This is a genomic window from Chitinibacter bivalviorum (assembly GCF_013403565.1).
Lineage (GTDB): Bacteria > Pseudomonadota > Gammaproteobacteria > Burkholderiales > Chitinibacteraceae > Chitinibacter > Chitinibacter bivalviorum.
In genome coordinates this window covers 866,353-881,893 of the sequence record NZ_CP058627.1, presented here as the reverse complement: position 1 = coordinate 881,893, position 15,541 = coordinate 866,353, and the positions used below count along the sequence as shown (strand labels likewise).

16 protein-coding genes and 1 pseudogene are annotated in these 15,541 nt (G+C 48.2%); 3 read left to right on the top strand and 14 right to left on the bottom strand.

Annotated features, from left to right (window positions below):
• Positions 1-2: 2 nt before the first annotated feature.
• On the top strand, positions 3-710 hold the full coding sequence (gene rquA, locus HQ393_RS04050; RefSeq protein WP_179357571.1) for a rhodoquinone biosynthesis methyltransferase RquA: 708 nt from the start codon (positions 3-5) through the stop codon (positions 708-710).
• Positions 711-789: 79 nt separating this feature from the next.
• Here rquA and HQ393_RS04045 read toward each other — a convergent pair whose 3' ends face one another.
• Positions 790-2,109, bottom strand: a complete 1,320-nt coding sequence (locus HQ393_RS04045; protein WP_179357570.1) for a hemolysin family protein — start codon at positions 2,107-2,109, stop codon at positions 790-792.
• 145 nt (positions 2,110-2,254) lie between these two features.
• Between HQ393_RS04045 and HQ393_RS04040 the strand changes: the two genes are divergently transcribed.
• Positions 2,255-3,073, top strand: a complete 819-nt coding sequence (locus HQ393_RS04040; RefSeq protein ID WP_179357569.1) for a pseudouridine synthase — start codon at positions 2,255-2,257, stop codon at positions 3,071-3,073.
• A gap of 65 nt (positions 3,074-3,138) precedes the next feature.
• Here the strand turns inward: HQ393_RS04040 and HQ393_RS18100 are convergent, their stop codons facing one another.
• The 13 genes and pseudogenes from HQ393_RS18100 to HQ393_RS03980 all read right to left on the bottom strand — a co-directional run bounded on the left by HQ393_RS18100 (position 3,139) and on the right by HQ393_RS03980 (position 14,415).
• Entirely contained in the window at positions 3,139-3,282 is a 144-nt protein-coding gene (locus HQ393_RS18100; RefSeq protein WP_246307945.1) for a hypothetical protein, read from the bottom strand.
• A 23-nt stretch (positions 3,283-3,305) separates the two neighbouring features.
• A pseudogene (locus HQ393_RS18095) lies at positions 3,306-3,509 on the bottom strand (DUF2237 family protein); the annotation flags it as partial.
• Between the two features lie 69 nt (positions 3,510-3,578).
• Entirely contained in the window at positions 3,579-4,358 is a 780-nt protein-coding gene (locus tag HQ393_RS04030) for an MBL fold metallo-hydrolase (protein ID WP_179357568.1), read from the bottom strand.
• Positions 4,358-5,134, bottom strand: coding sequence for a TatD family hydrolase (locus HQ393_RS04025; RefSeq protein WP_179357567.1), 777 nt, complete (start codon positions 5,132-5,134; stop codon positions 4,358-4,360). The genes HQ393_RS04030 and HQ393_RS04025 overlap by 1 nt, the downstream gene beginning before the upstream one ends.
• A gap of 95 nt (positions 5,135-5,229) precedes the next feature.
• Complete coding sequence (locus HQ393_RS04020) at positions 5,230-5,598, bottom strand: PilZ domain-containing protein (protein WP_179357566.1); 369 nt, start codon at positions 5,596-5,598, stop codon at positions 5,230-5,232.
• A gap of 2 nt (positions 5,599-5,600) precedes the next feature.
• Entirely contained in the window at positions 5,601-6,626 is a 1,026-nt protein-coding gene (gene holB, locus HQ393_RS04015; RefSeq protein WP_246307944.1) for a DNA polymerase III subunit delta', read from the bottom strand.
• The gene (gene tmk, locus HQ393_RS04010; protein ID WP_179357565.1) at positions 6,623-7,252 is read right to left on the bottom strand and encodes a dTMP kinase; all 630 of its coding nucleotides are present in this window, start codon (positions 7,250-7,252) and stop codon (positions 6,623-6,625) included. Before tmk ends, holB begins: the two co-directional genes overlap by 4 nt.
• An 86-nt stretch (positions 7,253-7,338) precedes the next feature.
• The gene (locus tag HQ393_RS04005; protein WP_179357564.1) at positions 7,339-8,814 is read right to left on the bottom strand and encodes an aminotransferase-like domain-containing protein; all 1,476 of its coding nucleotides are present in this window, start codon (positions 8,812-8,814) and stop codon (positions 7,339-7,341) included.
• A 95-nt stretch (positions 8,815-8,909) separates the two neighbouring features.
• Positions 8,910-9,248, bottom strand: coding sequence for a cell division protein FtsB (gene ftsB, locus HQ393_RS04000; RefSeq protein ID WP_179357563.1), 339 nt, complete (start codon positions 9,246-9,248; stop codon positions 8,910-8,912).
• Between the two features lie 120 nt (positions 9,249-9,368).
• Positions 9,369-10,664: a phosphopyruvate hydratase gene (gene eno, locus HQ393_RS03995; protein ID WP_179357562.1), complete on the bottom strand. Its 1,296-nt coding sequence runs from the start codon at positions 10,662-10,664 to the stop codon at positions 9,369-9,371.
• Between the two features lie 211 nt (positions 10,665-10,875).
• Positions 10,876-11,715, bottom strand: a complete 840-nt coding sequence (kdsA, locus tag HQ393_RS03990) for a 3-deoxy-8-phosphooctulonate synthase (protein WP_179357561.1) — start codon at positions 11,713-11,715, stop codon at positions 10,876-10,878.
• A gap of 69 nt (positions 11,716-11,784) precedes the next feature.
• Positions 11,785-13,437 (bottom strand): CTP synthase, encoded by a 1,653-nt coding sequence (gene pyrG, locus HQ393_RS03985; protein ID WP_179357560.1) that lies wholly within the window; start codon positions 13,435-13,437, stop codon positions 11,785-11,787.
• Between the two features lie 102 nt (positions 13,438-13,539).
• Complete coding sequence (locus tag HQ393_RS03980; protein ID WP_179357559.1) at positions 13,540-14,415, bottom strand: SDR family NAD(P)-dependent oxidoreductase; 876 nt, start codon at positions 14,413-14,415, stop codon at positions 13,540-13,542.
• Positions 14,416-14,571: 156 nt separating this feature from the next.
• Here HQ393_RS03980 and phbB point away from each other — a divergent pair, with 156 nt between their 5' ends.
• Positions 14,572-15,306 (top strand): acetoacetyl-CoA reductase, encoded by a 735-nt coding sequence (phbB, locus tag HQ393_RS03975; protein WP_179357558.1) that lies wholly within the window; start codon positions 14,572-14,574, stop codon positions 15,304-15,306.
• Positions 15,307-15,541 lie beyond the last annotated feature (235 nt).

The window sequence follows — 15,541 nt, the reverse complement described above, 5'->3', positions numbered from 1 at the left end:
TTATGAGCAAAAATCCTCCCGCACTCGCCAGCAACCCATACTACGAAGGCGTGCCTGAGTACATGACAGAGGTCTATGACTGGGCCTATGTCGACCCTAACTGGGTCAATGCGCTCGATCGCAATATTGTGGTGAAGGTTTTGCTATTTTTGAATGACCAACGACTGATGCGTCGTTACTTAAAACACATTCAGCCTGGCCAAAGGGTTTGGCAATTGGCGCATGTGTATGGTGACTTGGTGCAGCGTGCAGCAGAAAAGGTTGGGCCGCACGGAGAGTTTCACCTGACTGATGTAACACCCATTCAAATTGAACACGGCAGCGAGAAGCTAAAGCAGATGCCATGGGCGAAAGTCATTCGCAGCGATGCCGCTGAATTCACCCCTGAAGTCAGCTACGACGTCATTTGCAGCTTCTTCTTACTGCATGAAGTGCCTGACGACAAAAAACGTGAAATTGTCGATCATATGTTGGCTCATTTGCCCGAGAATGGCACCGCCGTTTTTGTCGACTATCACAACCCAAAACGTTGGCAGCCAATTCGCTACATTTTGAATGTGGTTAATCATTACCTAGAGCCATTTGCCAATGCGCTCTGGAAAAATGAAATCAGCCATTACGCCAGCAAGGCCAATGATTTCACCTGGGAAAAAGAGACTATTTTTGCAGGGGTATATCAATGTGTAACCGTAAAAAGAAAGTCTTCATAAACATACCCAGCACATTATTTACTTGATGAGTATAAAAAACGGCGCAATTTGCGCCGTTTTTTATCACCTAACTCTCACGTCAGCCATCGTCTTCGAGCACATCATCTGCTTCAGTATGCGGAATAATTTTCACCATCACGATTCGTGGGCCATTCATCTTTTTAACTACAACATCAAAGCCCTCAAACTCAATCCGCTCGCCCTCGGCCGGCAAATTACCCAACTTCCATTGCACCAAGCCCCCCACCGTCTCAGCCTCAGGATGATCAATATCCATCCCTAAAGCACGGCCTAAGGAAAACAGCGGCAGACTCCCTTTCCCAAGCAAAGAGCCATCATCTTGGCGCATCCAGTCATTACGGCTTTGGCGAAACTCATCACGAATTTCCCCCACCAAAGCGCCGAGCAAATTATCCAGCGTTAAAAAGCCGACTGGTGGTTCGTCGCCATAAGCGGCCACAGCAAAATGCGGCGCGCCTGCGCGAAAGCGGCGAAATAACTCCATCACGGGCGTATCAGGACTAACTTCTTCGACTGGGCGAACAAAAGCACTTAAATCACCCAACTCCGCATCCCGTAATTCAGCCAAAAATAAATTTTTGAGGTGAATTACACCCAATACTCGCCCTTCTTCATCAACATAGGGATAACGACTAAAACGCTGCTCAGCAATGGTTTGCAGGTTTTCATCCAAAGTGCGGTCGGTATGCAGCGCTGCTGCCTCATGAAACGGGCGCATTAAATCCGAGACTTTTAGCTTACTAAAATCAAGCGACTGGGCGACCACATTCCATTCTTGCGGGTGCATTTCTTCGCTGTCTTGATTGGCGCGCAGAATCAGTTTGAGCTCATCGTAGGAATAATGGCTATCGTGTCCGCCATGCCCATCGAGACCCGCGACGCGCAGTACCAGATTTGCGCTGCGATTCAGCAGCCAAATCGCGGGGTACATTATCCAGTAAAAGAAATACAGCGGGGTCGCAGTCCACAGTGCGATCACCTCAGGGCGGCGAATCGCCATCGATTTGGGGGCGAGTTCGCCCACCACAATGTGCAAAAAGGAAATCAGCGTAAAGGCAACGATAAAAGAGACGCTGTGTAAGAGCGCGGCTGATTCTATGCCGATCAGCGCAAAGATAGGCTCCAGCAAACCAACGAACGCCGGCTCACCAATCCAGCCCAAGCCCAATGAGGCGAGCGTAATGCCAAGCTGACAGGCCGATAAATAGGCATCTAATTGGCTGTGCACCTTCACCAAAATCTGACCACGCCAGCCGGTTTTGGCAATACTATGAACCCGAGTTTGCCGCAGCTTCACCAAACCAAATTCAGCAGCAACAAAAAATCCATTTAAGGCGACTAAAAACAGCGCCACAATCGTTAATAAAAAATTATCCATAATGCGGGCAGAACGCCCGTCCAGAACGACGACAAAGCTATTTTAGCGCGTCCATTGCAATTGAGCGAATTACGCGGCATTTCGCGGTAAAATTGCACGCAATGTCCGCCATCTTGCATCAATAGCACTCCAATTTAGATAAATAATGAAAAATCGCCCCAGCAATGTGCTTCAACGCAAGTCACGCCCCAGCCCGAGTCGCAATACAAACAGTGCCCGGGGCAATACAAACGCTCGCGCGGGCAAAGCGCATCCCGGTGTTAGTTTGGCGCGAGCGCTTTCCAAGTTGGGCTATTGTTCGCGCACCGAAGGGGAAAAACTAGTTCATGCTGGCGTCGTAGCAATTAACGGCCAACTTTGCCGTGACCCAGAGCAACGGATTAATCTGGAAAAAGATCAGCTCTCGGTAAATGGCATCGCCGTAGCCGCCCCACAGTTTATTTACCTGATGCTCAACAAACCGCGTGGGTTGATTACCAGCGCCAGCGATGATCAAGGTCGCGAAACGGTATTTAGCTGCTTTAGTGATGCTCAACTCCCGCACCTTGGACCAGTCGGGCGCCTCGATAAGGCCAGTGAAGGGTTATTATTGTTCACCAATGACACGCGTTGGGCGGCCCGCCTCACCGACCCGAAAAGCCACTTGGATAAGATTTATCACGTGCAAATCGATCAAGCGCCGAGCCCTGATTTATTTCAAGCGCTGCAACGCGGCATCAAACTCGACGATGGCACTGAATTGGCGGCCAAAAAAGTCAGCCTACTGCGAAGCGGCGAAAAAAATGCTTGGCTGGAAATCACACTGGATGAAGGGAAAAATCGCCATATCCGCCGCCTACTGGAAGCGCATGGCATCGCGACATTGCGTTTGATGCGGGTCGCGATTGGATCGCTATTGTTAGGCGACTTGGCCAAAGGTCAGTGGCGAGAATTACAGCCTGAAGAGGTCAAGCTTTTGAGTTAATACAAGGGGTATATCTATGAAAATCATTTCTGAAAACGACTTTAGCAATATACCCTGAAGACCAATCAAAAGACAGGTCGATCTACCGCGTATTCAACGAGTGTTTCCAAAGAGATCAAATCCAGAATTTCCTCATGGGTAGCCGCCAACACAATCTGCGGCGCAGCACCATTTTGCAATCCTCCAACCAGCGCAGCGCGCACAAACACCAGCGATCACCCGGCTTTAAGCCTGCAAACCCATACTCTGGACGTGGCGTGGATAAATCATTTCCTGCCAAAGTAGAAAACCGTAAAAATTGCTCGGTCATCACTGCACAGACAATATGCAACCCTGGGTCGTTTTCATCATGCTGGCAGCACCCATCCCGAAAAAATCCCGTTAATGGCTTAAAACTGCACGGTTGCAACGGCTGCCCTAGGACATTGCTATTCATTCAAATCCCCTCAGCTTAATCAATATCTCAAGCAATCAAATCAACTTAATAGCAGGTATCACTCTACAGTCATTCAGTTACAAGGCGCATACCATCATACCCCACCTCAACCCCAGCAGGCAGAATGGCGGAAAGCGAGTGATACTCAAGTTCATGCGTCATGTGGATTAGAACGGTACGCTTCGCGCCAATTCGTGCGGCCATTTGCAAGGCTTGTTCGAGCGACAAATGCGTTGGGTGGGGCTTAATTCGCAAGCAATCGAGAAACAAAACATCCAGGTTCAGCAAAAGCTCAAAACTTGAATCAGGGACTTCAGAAACATCGGTTAAATAAGCGGTATTGCCAATGCGCCAACCCAAAATAGGCCACTTGCCGTGAATCAAGGGGATGGGCTGGATCTGCACCCCACCAAATTCGATGAGGTCCGATTCAACCTCATGAATCGTGAGGACAGGTTTATCCCAAAACTCATTGGGCTTGAACAGAGTATATGGAAAGCGCTCGCGAATATGACTGATCATCAGCCGATTGCCATAGACCGGTAAAGCCGCTTTTTGCAACCAGCAAAAGGCACGTAAATCATCAATCCCATTGAGATGATCCGCATGCGGATGCGTGTAAAGTACCGCATCAACGCGCAATATTTGCTCGCGCAATGACTGCATACGCAAGTCAGGGCCAGTATCGATCAGAAACGTTTTGCCGCCGGCACGCATCAAGGCAGAAGCGCGGGTGCGATTGTTTTTGGGGTCTGTTGAGCTGCAAGTTGGACAAGAACAACCCAAGGCCGGAGAGCCGCCGCTAGAGCCGACGCCAAGTAAAACCGTTTCCACCGATACCGAGCTCATTAGGCAGCACCAGCACGTGCGAAAAGCTTGAAGAAATTCCCCGTCGTGGCATCGGCCACCTCTTGCAAAGCAATGCCTTTTAACTCCGCAATATGTTCCGCGACATGACGTACCCATGCCGGTTGATTTTGCTTGCCACGGTGCGGCATCGGTGCGAGATAGGGTGAGTCTGTTTCAATTAGCAGGCGATCAAGCGGCATTTTGCGCGCCACGTCTTTGAGCTCCTCAGCCTTTTTGAAGGTCACAATGCCTGAGAGTGAAATATAAAAGCCCAATTCCATCGCCTGTTGCGCCACTTCCCAGCTTTCAGTAAAGCAGTGCATTACTCCGCCGACCTCGTCCGCGCGCTCTTCACGCATGATACGGATCGTATCTTCCGAAGCCGAACGGGTATGAATAATCAAAGGCAAACCCGATTCACGTGCGGCACGAATATGGGTGCGAAAGCGTTCTCGCTGCCATTCCAGATCGCCAGTCAAACGAAAATAATCAAGCCCAGTTTCACCAATTGCCACCACTTTGGGGGTTTTAGCCAGCGCAACCAATTGCGACACCGTCGGCTCGGGCGTGTCTTCATAGTCAGGATGCACGCCAACTGAGGCAAAGATATTGTGATGTTCCGCCGCCAAGGCCAAAACACTGGGTAATTCAGGCAGATTGACGGCCACACACAGCGCATGGCTCACATCAAAGTTGTCCATACGACTAAGCAGACCGGCAATATCGGCCTGTAAATCGGGAAAATTAATATGGCAATGCGAATCAACAAACTTCATTTCTTAAATCCAAACGTAAAAAAAGCCGTACCAGCCGGTACGGCTATGATGCTGCGATGATACGCCAAAACAGCTTGTTTTGCGTCACGCCACCATTACATCGTGTGGGTGGTACGGCCAGATTGTAAATATCCGCCCAGCAAATTTTCAATTTTAACTTTGGCTTGATTACCCGCCTCATTACCTGAAAACTGCACACCGATCCCCTGCTGATGATTATTTTGAGCGCCTGGCGGCGTGATCCAAACAACATTGCCCGATACGGCAATTTTGGCAGGGTCATCGAGCAAAGAAAGCAGCATAAACACCTCATCACCCAAGGTATAGCCTTTATTGGTCGGGATAAAAATGCCGCCACCTTTAATAAAAGGCATATAGGACGCGTAAAGCGCAGCTTTTTCTTTGATATTTAATGACAAAACCCCAGGGCGAGACGAAGGGGCGCGTACAGTATCTTCACTCATAATTAACCTCGGCGATCCTGACCGCGTAGCGCGTCAAGATATCCAAATAATAATGCTTCCAGCACCAAGCGCTGGTTCAAAGGATGATGCGACAGTTTTTGCGCCTCAGTGAGCTGATTAGCAAAATTAAATAGTAAATTTGCCCGTGATGCGACACGTTCAAGACCATCTTTCCAGTCTGGATAATAGCGAATAACGCCCGCCAGCCCCAAGCTGATTACGTCATAAACCCATTTTTGTAGCCAATCGAGGAGCAAACTAGTGTCTAACTTCGCTTTTTCGAGCTCGGTGGCCAAAGCCAGTACATTCAAGGTGGCAGGTTCTGCCAATTTTTCCAGCATGCCAGTGCGTACCGACAGCCATTCAGCCCCAGCATCTTCCACCGCCGCCAGCGGTGCACCGCCAGTATGAGCTAAATGCAGCACAGGATTCACAATAGACAATCCAGCCAGCCATTGCATCGCCACTTTCTGCGACGGAATCGTCAATGGAAAAACACGGCAGCGACTACGTATCGTCGGCAATAAGCGCCGCCAATGATCAGAAATCAAAATAAATACCGCGCCAGAGGGCGGCTCTTCTAGCGTTTTCAAAAATGCATTGGCCGCAGCCGTATTCATTGCTTCCGCAGGCGCGACGATGGTGACCCGAGTACCACGCCGATGCGCACTCAGATTCACAAAATCGCTTAAATCACGCACATCGTCGACGCCGATCACCGCTGACTTCTTTTTCGGCTTTTTAGTCGATTCTGCTTCTTCAATACTATCATCCGCATCGGCAGGTTGTAGCATGCGAAAATCCGGATGATTACCCGCTAGAAACCAGCGGCATCCTTCGCACTCGCCACAAGGCTGGTGGGTTTTATGCTCGGATTCACACAATAAAAACTGCGCCAGATATTGCGCTAAAGCACGTTTACCAATCCCCGCCTCACCCGTAAACAGCAAGGCATGCGGAAAACGTTCGCGATCACGCATTAACTCTTGCCAAGGCTGCTCCAGCCAGGGATAGGGTAAATTACTCATGAAAGCCACTCGGTCATCAATTGCGCCAATTCCTGCTGGATCGCTTCGATCGAACGATTCGCGTCGATCACTTTGATGCGCTGCGGATTTTGCGCAGCGCGCGCTAAATAGGCTGCGCGTACATTGGCATGAAATTGAGCCTGCTCACGCTCAAATCGATCAAGTACCCGCGAATTGGCCATTCTTGCTTGGCTCACATCAAGAGGCACATCAAAAATTAGGGTTAAATCTGGCTCAATGAAACCTTCGCTACGACCTTGCACCCATTGCTCAAGCTGCGTAAATTTTTCAATCGATAAGCCACGGCCACCGCATTGATAAGCATAAGTTGCATCGCTAAATCGATCACACAGCACCCACTCACCCTGCGCCAAGCTCGGCAAGATGACTTGCTGCAAATGCTCGTTTCGCGCGGCAAACATCAGTAGTGCTTCGGTTTCTAGATGCATGGCGTCATTGAGCAATAACTCACGCAATTTTTCCCCCAATACGGTGCCCCCCGGTTCACGCGTTTGCCGTAGGCATATAGAGCGTGCGATGAGGAACTGGGCAAGCCACGCCAGATGCGTGCTTTTTCCAGCACCATCAATACCTTCCACCGAAATAAAACGACCGCGTTCTTGCATGTATTAGCTCAATCAGGACTCTATGTATGGCGCGAATTGTCTCACATGAAGCGACATTTCGCGTATGAAGTAGCGTCAATTATTGACTACGTTTGCAAGGCTAATTGTGGCAACTGCATTCGGGCCAACTGACCCAGCCGCTCAATGGCTTTTTCGTGCTTTGTAGTCCAAGCCTCAACACAACAAACGCGCAAACAATTTCGATAACTGTGACTGGGCGAAAATAATGAACCAGGTGTAAAGCTAATACCTTCCGCCAATGCATCTTGCAACAGGGTAATTGTATCAATAGCGCTATTTAGCTCAACCCAGAGCACATACCCCCCTTGCGGCACATTCAAACGGGTATCTGCCGGAAAGTAGCGCTGAATCGCATCTACCGCATAACTAACTTGTTCGGCACAACTTTTTCGTAAGCGACGTAAATGGTGATCATAACCACCGGTTTCCAAAAATTTAGCAATGGTTCGCTGCAACAACACCGGTGTGGAATACGTATTAATGAACTTCAACTGCTCGATTTGCTTATGCCATTTACCTGCCACCACCCAGCCGACCCGAAAACCAGGCGCCGCGATTTTGGTAAACGATGAGATCAACATAACATTGCCCGTTTTGTCATAGACTTTGGCCGGTTTCGGGCGATCGCCTTGATAACAAAACTCGCCGTAAATATCATCCTCAATCAATGGGATATTGCGCTCATCGAGCAATTTGACGACGCGTTGCTTATTCTCATCCGGCATTAGGCTACCCAAAGGATTGGAGAAATTAGGCAACAATACACAAGCTTTGACTTCTCCATTGCGCGTAGCAAATTCCAGCGCTTCAACCGATATACCGGTTTTCGGGTGGGTAGGAATCTCAAGCGCTTTGAGCTTGAAACTCTCCAAAATCTGCAACAATCCAAAATAGGCAGGTGATTCTATGGCCACGACATCGCCAGGTTTGGTTACTGCGCGCAAACACAAATTGAGCGCCTCGATCCCACCTTGCGTAATAATGATTTCATCTGCTTCAACTTGCCCACCCCACAGCAAGGAACGACGTGAAATTTGCCGACGCAATTCAATATCACCCTGTGATTCGCCATAATCGGAAATTAAATCAGGGTACTGGCGCGATACTTGCGACAACATTCTTTGCATTTGCTGATTGGGAAATAATTTAGGCGAGAGAATGGCCATCCCAAAATCAACGCTAATCTCTTTATTGATTCGCCACAATGCAGCAGGTGTGAGCAAGGGGTCAATAAACACATGGGATGGGTTTTTCGGCGGTGCGGTCAACTCTGGTGTAGCCAGATTGCGTTTTTGCCGCACGTAAAAACCAGACTGAGGTCTTGCCTCGATTAAGCCGCGATCTTCAAGCTCGCGATAAGCTTCCATCACGGTCGAGAGACTTAACTGACGCTGCCCAGACAGTTTACGAATCGAGGGCATTTTTTCGCCCACACGCAGCACACCGGATAAGATCGCCTGCGCCATTTCATCGGCCAGCTGAATGTACAAGGTCGTTTTCTTTTGGACGGGGGAATCAGTGATTTCGTGCACTTCACGCATGATGTACTCCTTATGTCAGCGTACTATAGCTGAACTAGAGACAACATAACAGATACAAGACAATGGCAGTTAATAGCCAAATGTTACGGTACAGTTTATGGATTAGTTACAGCTGTTACTGCACTGCTATTGGATGCTTTTATTTCTGGCAATTTCGTCGCGTTACGATCTAAGACTTGAAAAAAAACTTCTTCACTGCGAATCATGCCCAATTCATTTCGGGCACGTTCCTCGATAGCATCGGTGCCATTTTTCAAATCATTGACCTCGGCTTCAAGAGCAGTGTTGCGCTCTTTTAGTTTGGCATTTTCACTCTGACGTTGCGCCAATTGGGTATCCAGCTGCCAGACACGCATCCAGCTGCCCTTGCCTATCCACAACGGCCACTGCAGAGCAATGATCAATACCGCAAATACCAACGCTAAAATTCGCATCGAGCAACCAAAATTGAGTTCATGTAAAAACCGGAGCCTAAGCTCCGGTTTTGATCTTACTATAGCTTGCAGGCATCGTCGAAACGAGGCCTGCAATTGCTACTAGATAACAACGTTCAATTAACCTTTGAGCTGATAAAAAGCGCCGATACCTGGGTAAACAGCAGCATCACCCAACTCTTCTTCGATACGCAAGATTTGGTTGTACTTAGCGATACGATCAGAACGGCTCAATGAACCCGTTTTGATTTGCATGCAGTTAGTAGCAACAGCCAAGTCAGCAATCGTTGCATCTTCAGTTTCGCCTGAGCGGTGGCTCATTACAGAAGTGTAGCCACTACGTTTAGCCAACTCTACGGCAGCCAAAGTCTCAGTCAATGAACCGATTTGGTTTACTTTGATCAAGATTGAGTTGCAAATGCCTTTTTTGATACCTTCAGCCAAGATTTTGGTGTTAGTAACAAACAAATCATCGCCCACCAACTGAACACGTTTGCCCAGACGGTCAGTCAATACTTTCCAACCGTCCCAGTCACGCTCGCCCATACCATCTTCGATAGAGATGATTGGGTATTTGTTCACGAGGCTTTCGAGGTAGTCAACCATTTCGATTGAAGTGAAAGTACGGCCGCCTGATTTTTTGAATACGTAGTTGCCAGTGGCTTTGTCATAGTATTCAGAAGCCGCGCAATCCAAAGCGATGCGGAAATCAGTACCTGCTTTGTAACCTGCTTTCTCAATCGCAGCCATGATCATGTCCAGCGCTTCTTCTGGGCCAGCTACGTCAGGCGCGAAACCACCTTCGTCGCCCACTTGAGTTGGCATGCCTTTGTCGTGCAAGATTTTTTTCAGGTTGTGGAATACTTCAGCGCCGTAACGCAGCGCTTCACGGAAAGTTGGCGCGCCAACTGGCACAATCATCAACTCTTGGAAGTCCAAGCTGTTAGATGCGTGCTCACCACCGTTGACCACGTTCATCATTGGTACTGGCAATGCCATTGGGCCTGAGCCACCAACGTAACGGTACAGTGGCAAACCAGCTTCTTCCGCAGCGGCTTTAGCAACAGCCATAGACACGGCCAAGATCGCATTTGCGCCCATACGTGCTTTATCTTCAGTACCGTCCAAATCCAACATAGTTTGGTCGATGAAAGCTTGATCAGCAGCGTCAAGACCGATAATCGCTTCACAGATTTCAGTATTGATGTTTTCAACGGCTTTCAATACGCCTTTACCCAGGTAACGGGCTTTATCGCCGTCACGTAGTTCCAAGGCTTCACGTTCGCCAGTCGATGCGCCAGATGGCACAGCCGCACGGCCCATTACACCAGATTCCAACAAAACATCAGCTTCTACAGTCGGGTTGCCGCGAGAATCTAAAATTTCACGTGCAATAACTTCAACAATTGCGCTCATGGGCGTTACACCTTAAGTTGGTTTGAAGACAAAAAGAACTTAAATAATAAACCAAAAGCTCCCACGCTTCGTTGCTTTGCCTTGCCGTACTAGCTGTACTGTCTCCGGCTTTGCGCCTTGCGTGAAAACCTTTGTCCAATTACTTATATACAAACAATATGACATTGGCTGTCTATTGTTACTTTATTGACAGCCAAATACTGAAACTTTATTACAAAGTATGCTCAATCAAGGAGTGTGCCTTAATGACACGGTCGATGTCCTTGAGCGTAATCAGTAATTCTTTCATCCGACCCAATGGCATTGAGTTAGGGCCATCAGACAATGCTTCGCATGGATTTGGATGCGTTTCCATAAACAAGCCCGCAATGCCCGCAGCAACGGCGGCACGCGCCAGCACCGGTACCATTTCGCGCTGACCACCCGAGCGATCACCTTGACCACCAGGTTGTTGCACTGAATGGGTGGCATCAAAAACCACCGGGCAGCCGGTTTCGCGCATCGTCATCAGGCCACGCATGTCGCTTACCAGTGTATTGTAACCAAACGAAGTACCGCGATCACACACCATCAGATTATCCAAGCCACCATTGGCTTCTTTACCTTTGGCAATCACATGCTTCATATCCCAGGGCGCCATAAATTGGCCTTTTTTGATATTCACTGGCTTGCCCGTGGCACAAACAGCATGAATAAAGTCGGTTTGGCGCGCTAAAAAAGCGGGCGTTTGCAGCACATCAACCACCGAAGCCACAATCGGCGCTTCAGCTTCGGTATGTACATCGGTCAACACTGGCACGCCAAGTTGCTTTTTCACTTCAGATAAAATGCGCAAGCCTTCATCAATCCCTAAGCCACGGAATGACTTACCCGATGAGCGATTGGCTTTATCGAAGCTCGATTTATAGATAAACGGGATATTCAGTTCCGCGCAAATTTCTTTGAGTTGCCCAGCGGTATCGAGTGCCATTTGCTCGCTTTCGATAACGCATGGTCCGGCAATCAGAAAAAATGGCTGATCAATACCGACATCAAATCCACACAGTTTCATAACATACCCCGGTTAGTATTACTCTGGAGACAATAAAGGGTATTGCCTTATGAGCAATACCCCAAGATTTTAGCAGCTCAAACCTTCGCGACCGTTATCACGGGCGTACGCAATTGCCGCTTCAATGTAGGACTTGAACAATGGATGACCATCGCGTGGAGTAGAAGTAAATTCTGGGTGGAATTGACAAGCAAAGAACCAGCGATGCTCAGGCAACTCAATGGTTTCTACCAATTGCTCAGCACCAACAGATTTACCACTGATCTTCAAACCAGCCGCTTCAAGGCGCGCCAAGTAGTAGTTATTGACTTCATAACGATGACGATGACGCTCAGTAATCACGTCTGCACCATAGATTTTCGCAGCCAATGAGCCTTCGCCCAAACGACACTCTTGCGAACCTAGACGCATTGTGCCGCCCATGTTTGAGTTTTCATCACGTTTTTCGACTTTACCGTCGTGATTCACCCATTCATCAATTAAAGCGACAACCGGATATTCAGTTTCCAGATCAAACTCGGTTGAGTTAGCACCTGTCATGCCCGCAATATCACGCGCAAATTCGATCAACGCAATCTGCATACCCAAACAAATACCCATATAAGGGATATTGTTTTCCCGAGCAAAGCGCACGGCAACGATTTTACCTTCCACGCCGCGCTTACCAAAACCGCCCGGCACCAAAATCGCATCCATGTCTTTCAGACAATTTGCACCTTCGGTTTCCAGCGACTCAGAATCTACAAAGTGAATTTTCACTTCGGAACGAGTATGAATGCCGGCGTGACGCAAGGCTTCGATCAAGGATTTGTACGACTCGGTCAGATCAACATACTTACCCACCATCGCGACATTGACGGTTTGTTTTGGGTTTTGAATCGCATCAACGATGTTATCCCAAACGGTCAAATTCGCTTTTGGCAAATCTAGACCAAATTGTTTGCAGATAATGTCGTCAATACCTTGCTCTGACAGCACGCGAGGGATCTTGTAAATCGAATCCAGATCTGGACAAGAAATCACCGCACGCTCAGTTACATTGGTGAACAAAGCGATTTTACGACGTTCTTCATCCGGCACCATACGATCAGCACGACAGATCAACACATCAGGCTGAATACCGATTTCGCGCAATTCTTTGACGCTGTGCTGTGTCGGCTTGGTTTTGATCTCGCCAGCCGCCGCAATGTACGGCACATATGACAAATGAACAAAACAGGTGTTTTCTTTGCCCAGCAAGACGCCCATTTGGCGAATCGCTTCTAGGAAAGGGAGTGACTCGATATCACCCACCGTACCGCCAACCTCGATCACGGCGATTTCTGCATCGGCAGCGCCACGCTCTACGTAGAGGCGAATTTCGTCAGTAATATGTGGAATAACCTGTACGGTTTTACCAAGATAATCACCACGACGCTCTTTCTTAATCACTGAATCATAAATCTGGCCAGTCGTGAAGTTATTGCTTTTCTTCATTTTGGCAGTGATAAAGCGTTCGTAATGGCCCAAGTCCAAGTCAGTTTCGGCACCATCTTCGGTTACGAACACTTCACCATGTTGCATCGGGCTCATGGTACCTGGATCCACATTGATGTAGGGATCCAGCTTCATCATGGTCACTTTAAGACCGCGCGATTCGAGAATAGAGGCCAAAGAAGCGGCGGCAATGCCTTTACCGAGAGATGAAACGACACCACCGGTAACGAATATATACTTGGTCATGTTAAGAGCGCACAAGTTTGAATCCCCTATTCTACCTGAACCACAGCCTTGTCCTCAATTCTGGACAAATTAAAAATATTATGAAACGTACTATTTACCACGCTATTTTGACCTACGGCCGTAGCAAAAACCGGGCTCATCGCCTGATGCCGCAAGCAAAATACGGTCTAGCGCACGAGTAGGCAATAATCGTTTCAGATACCAAAAAATAATCGTTGGTGTAGTTACCCGATAGCGTGCGGCTGCTTTTTTAGCATTCAATGCCTTGAGCAACACATCCAACACGGCCTGCTCAGGCAAAGTAAATGGCGCCGCAGGGCCCTGCTTTTTCAAACGTTCATCCATGATCTGATAAGAAGGCCGATGAAAACTTGCCGTTGGATTGATCCATCGATAAAACTGAGTAGCCGCGTTTGCGCGAAAACGACTTTGAATCGGCCCCGGCTCGATCAAAGAAACCTGCACGCCTGAGCCGTGCAATTCTTGCCTCAAGGTATCGGCAAAGCCTTCAAGTGCAAATTTACTCGCATTATATGCACCCCGATATGGCATCGCCGCAAAGCCCAGCACCGAGCTATTGAAGATGAGTCGACCAAACCCTTGCTTTCGAAAAACCGGCAAAATCGCATTACTTAATTCAATTGCCCCAAAGACATTGGTTTCAAACTGGTGCCGCATTGCTTCACGACTCAAATCCTCCACCGCACCTGGCACACCAAAACCTGCGTTATTAAATAATGCATCCAAACGCCCATCAGTTCGCAGCAGTATTTCAGCTACACAAGCGCTAATCGAAGCACTATCAGCGACGTCCAACAACAATGCCTCTAGACCAAGCTCGGAGAGCATAGCGACATCTTCAGCCTTTCTCGCTGTTGCAAACACACGCCAGCCATGCTCTGCCATACGCTGAGCACACCACAGACCTATGCCACTTGAACAGCCTGAAATTAAGATTGAACCTATCTTTGCTGTCATATAAGTGTATCCATTCTGTCAACAAAACAAATAATTACATTTACATCGGGGATAACCCTTAGCTACGCTTTGCAAGCCTCACGAAGGCTCATCAGCGCAAAGTCTGCAAATAATACATATTTGTTCCAAATAATTAATCAACAAGGATATACAAGAATGGCAAAAGTAGCTCTAGTCACAGGCGGTATGGGGGGCATCGGAACCGCAATCTGTCGCAAATTGGCAGACGATGGTTTTACTGTAGTAACCACATACTCTCGCCCAGGCAAAGAAGCTGCATGGCTCGCCGATAATGAAGCGGCAGGCTATCAATTCAAGGCTTTCGAATGTGATGTAACCGACTTCGATGCCTGTGTTGCGCTAGGGGCGAAAGTGACCGAGAGCGTTGGACAAGTCGATGTATTGGTAAACAATGCTGGCATTACTCGCGATGCGAGCTTTAAAAAACTAGGCAAAACAGACTGGGATGCGGTCATTGGCACCAATCTGGATTCAGTTTTTAACGTTTCAAAACAATTTGTCGACGGCATGGTCGAGCGCAACTGGGGCCGCGTGATCAATATCTCATCGATCAACGGTCAGAAAGGTCAATTTGGCCAAACGAATTATTCTGCAGCAAAAGCCGGCATGCATGGTTTTACTATGGCACTGGCACAGGAAGTGGCCAAGAAAGGGGTTACCGTAAATACAATCTCGCCTGGCTACATTGCAACTGATATGGTCATGGCGGTACCAGAAGATGTGCGCAACAAAATCATTGCTCAAATTCCAGTTGCACGCCTTGGCAAACCGGAAGAAATTGCGGGCTTGATTAGCTACCTAGCTTCGGATCTGGCCGGTTTTATGACCGGTGCAAACTTAGCCATAAATGGCGGTCAGCATACCTGCTAATCAGCACTCACTCTTAAAATGTAAAAGGCCGCTTAATACAAACGGCCTTTTTTATTTGGTACATCATTTTGACTCAACTACCATGTGTAATATTACATTTAAATTATTGGTGGTTAAAAGTGATCATACTCGGCTAAACTAACAGTAATTTTCATGCAAACATCATGCCTCAATATACTAGCTGCAGTATGCAAGCAGAGGCCTTATAACCGATTGAATTGCAAAACATACCCCA

Bases quoted from the DNA above. Each gene is read 5' to 3' on its own strand.
- rquA (WP_179357571.1), top strand. From the start codon at position 3: ATGAGCAAAAATCCTCCCGCACTCGCCAGCAACCCATACTACGAAGGC.
- HQ393_RS04045 (WP_179357570.1), bottom strand. From the start codon at position 2,109: ATGGATAATTTTTTATTAACGATTGTGGCGCTGTTTTTAGTCGCCTTA.
- HQ393_RS04040 (WP_179357569.1), top strand. From the start codon at position 2,255: ATGAAAAATCGCCCCAGCAATGTGCTTCAACGCAAGTCACGCCCCAGC.
- HQ393_RS04030 (WP_179357568.1), bottom strand. From the start codon at position 4,358: ATGAGCTCGGTATCGGTGGAAACGGTTTTACTTGGCGTCGGCTCTAGC.
- HQ393_RS04025 (WP_179357567.1), bottom strand. From the start codon at position 5,134: ATGAAGTTTGTTGATTCGCATTGCCATATTAATTTTCCCGATTTACAG.
- HQ393_RS04020 (WP_179357566.1), bottom strand. From the start codon at position 5,598: ATGAGTGAAGATACTGTACGCGCCCCTTCGTCTCGCCCTGGGGTTTTG.
- holB (WP_246307944.1), bottom strand. From the start codon at position 6,626: ATGAGTAATTTACCCTATCCCTGGCTGGAGCAGCCTTGGCAAGAGTTA.
- tmk (WP_179357565.1), bottom strand. From the start codon at position 7,252: ATGCAAGAACGCGGTCGTTTTATTTCGGTGGAAGGTATTGATGGTGCT.
- HQ393_RS04005 (WP_179357564.1), bottom strand. From the start codon at position 8,814: ATGCGTGAAGTGCACGAAATCACTGATTCCCCCGTCCAAAAGAAAACG.
- ftsB (WP_179357563.1), bottom strand. From the start codon at position 9,248: ATGCGAATTTTAGCGTTGGTATTTGCGGTATTGATCATTGCTCTGCAG.
- eno (WP_179357562.1), bottom strand. From the start codon at position 10,664: ATGAGCGCAATTGTTGAAGTTATTGCACGTGAAATTTTAGATTCTCGC.
- kdsA (WP_179357561.1), bottom strand. From the start codon at position 11,715: ATGAAACTGTGTGGATTTGATGTCGGTATTGATCAGCCATTTTTTCTG.
- pyrG (WP_179357560.1), bottom strand. From the start codon at position 13,437: ATGACCAAGTATATATTCGTTACCGGTGGTGTCGTTTCATCTCTCGGT.
- HQ393_RS03980 (WP_179357559.1), bottom strand. From the start codon at position 14,415: ATGACAGCAAAGATAGGTTCAATCTTAATTTCAGGCTGTTCAAGTGGC.
- phbB (WP_179357558.1), top strand. From the start codon at position 14,572: ATGGCAAAAGTAGCTCTAGTCACAGGCGGTATGGGGGGCATCGGAACC.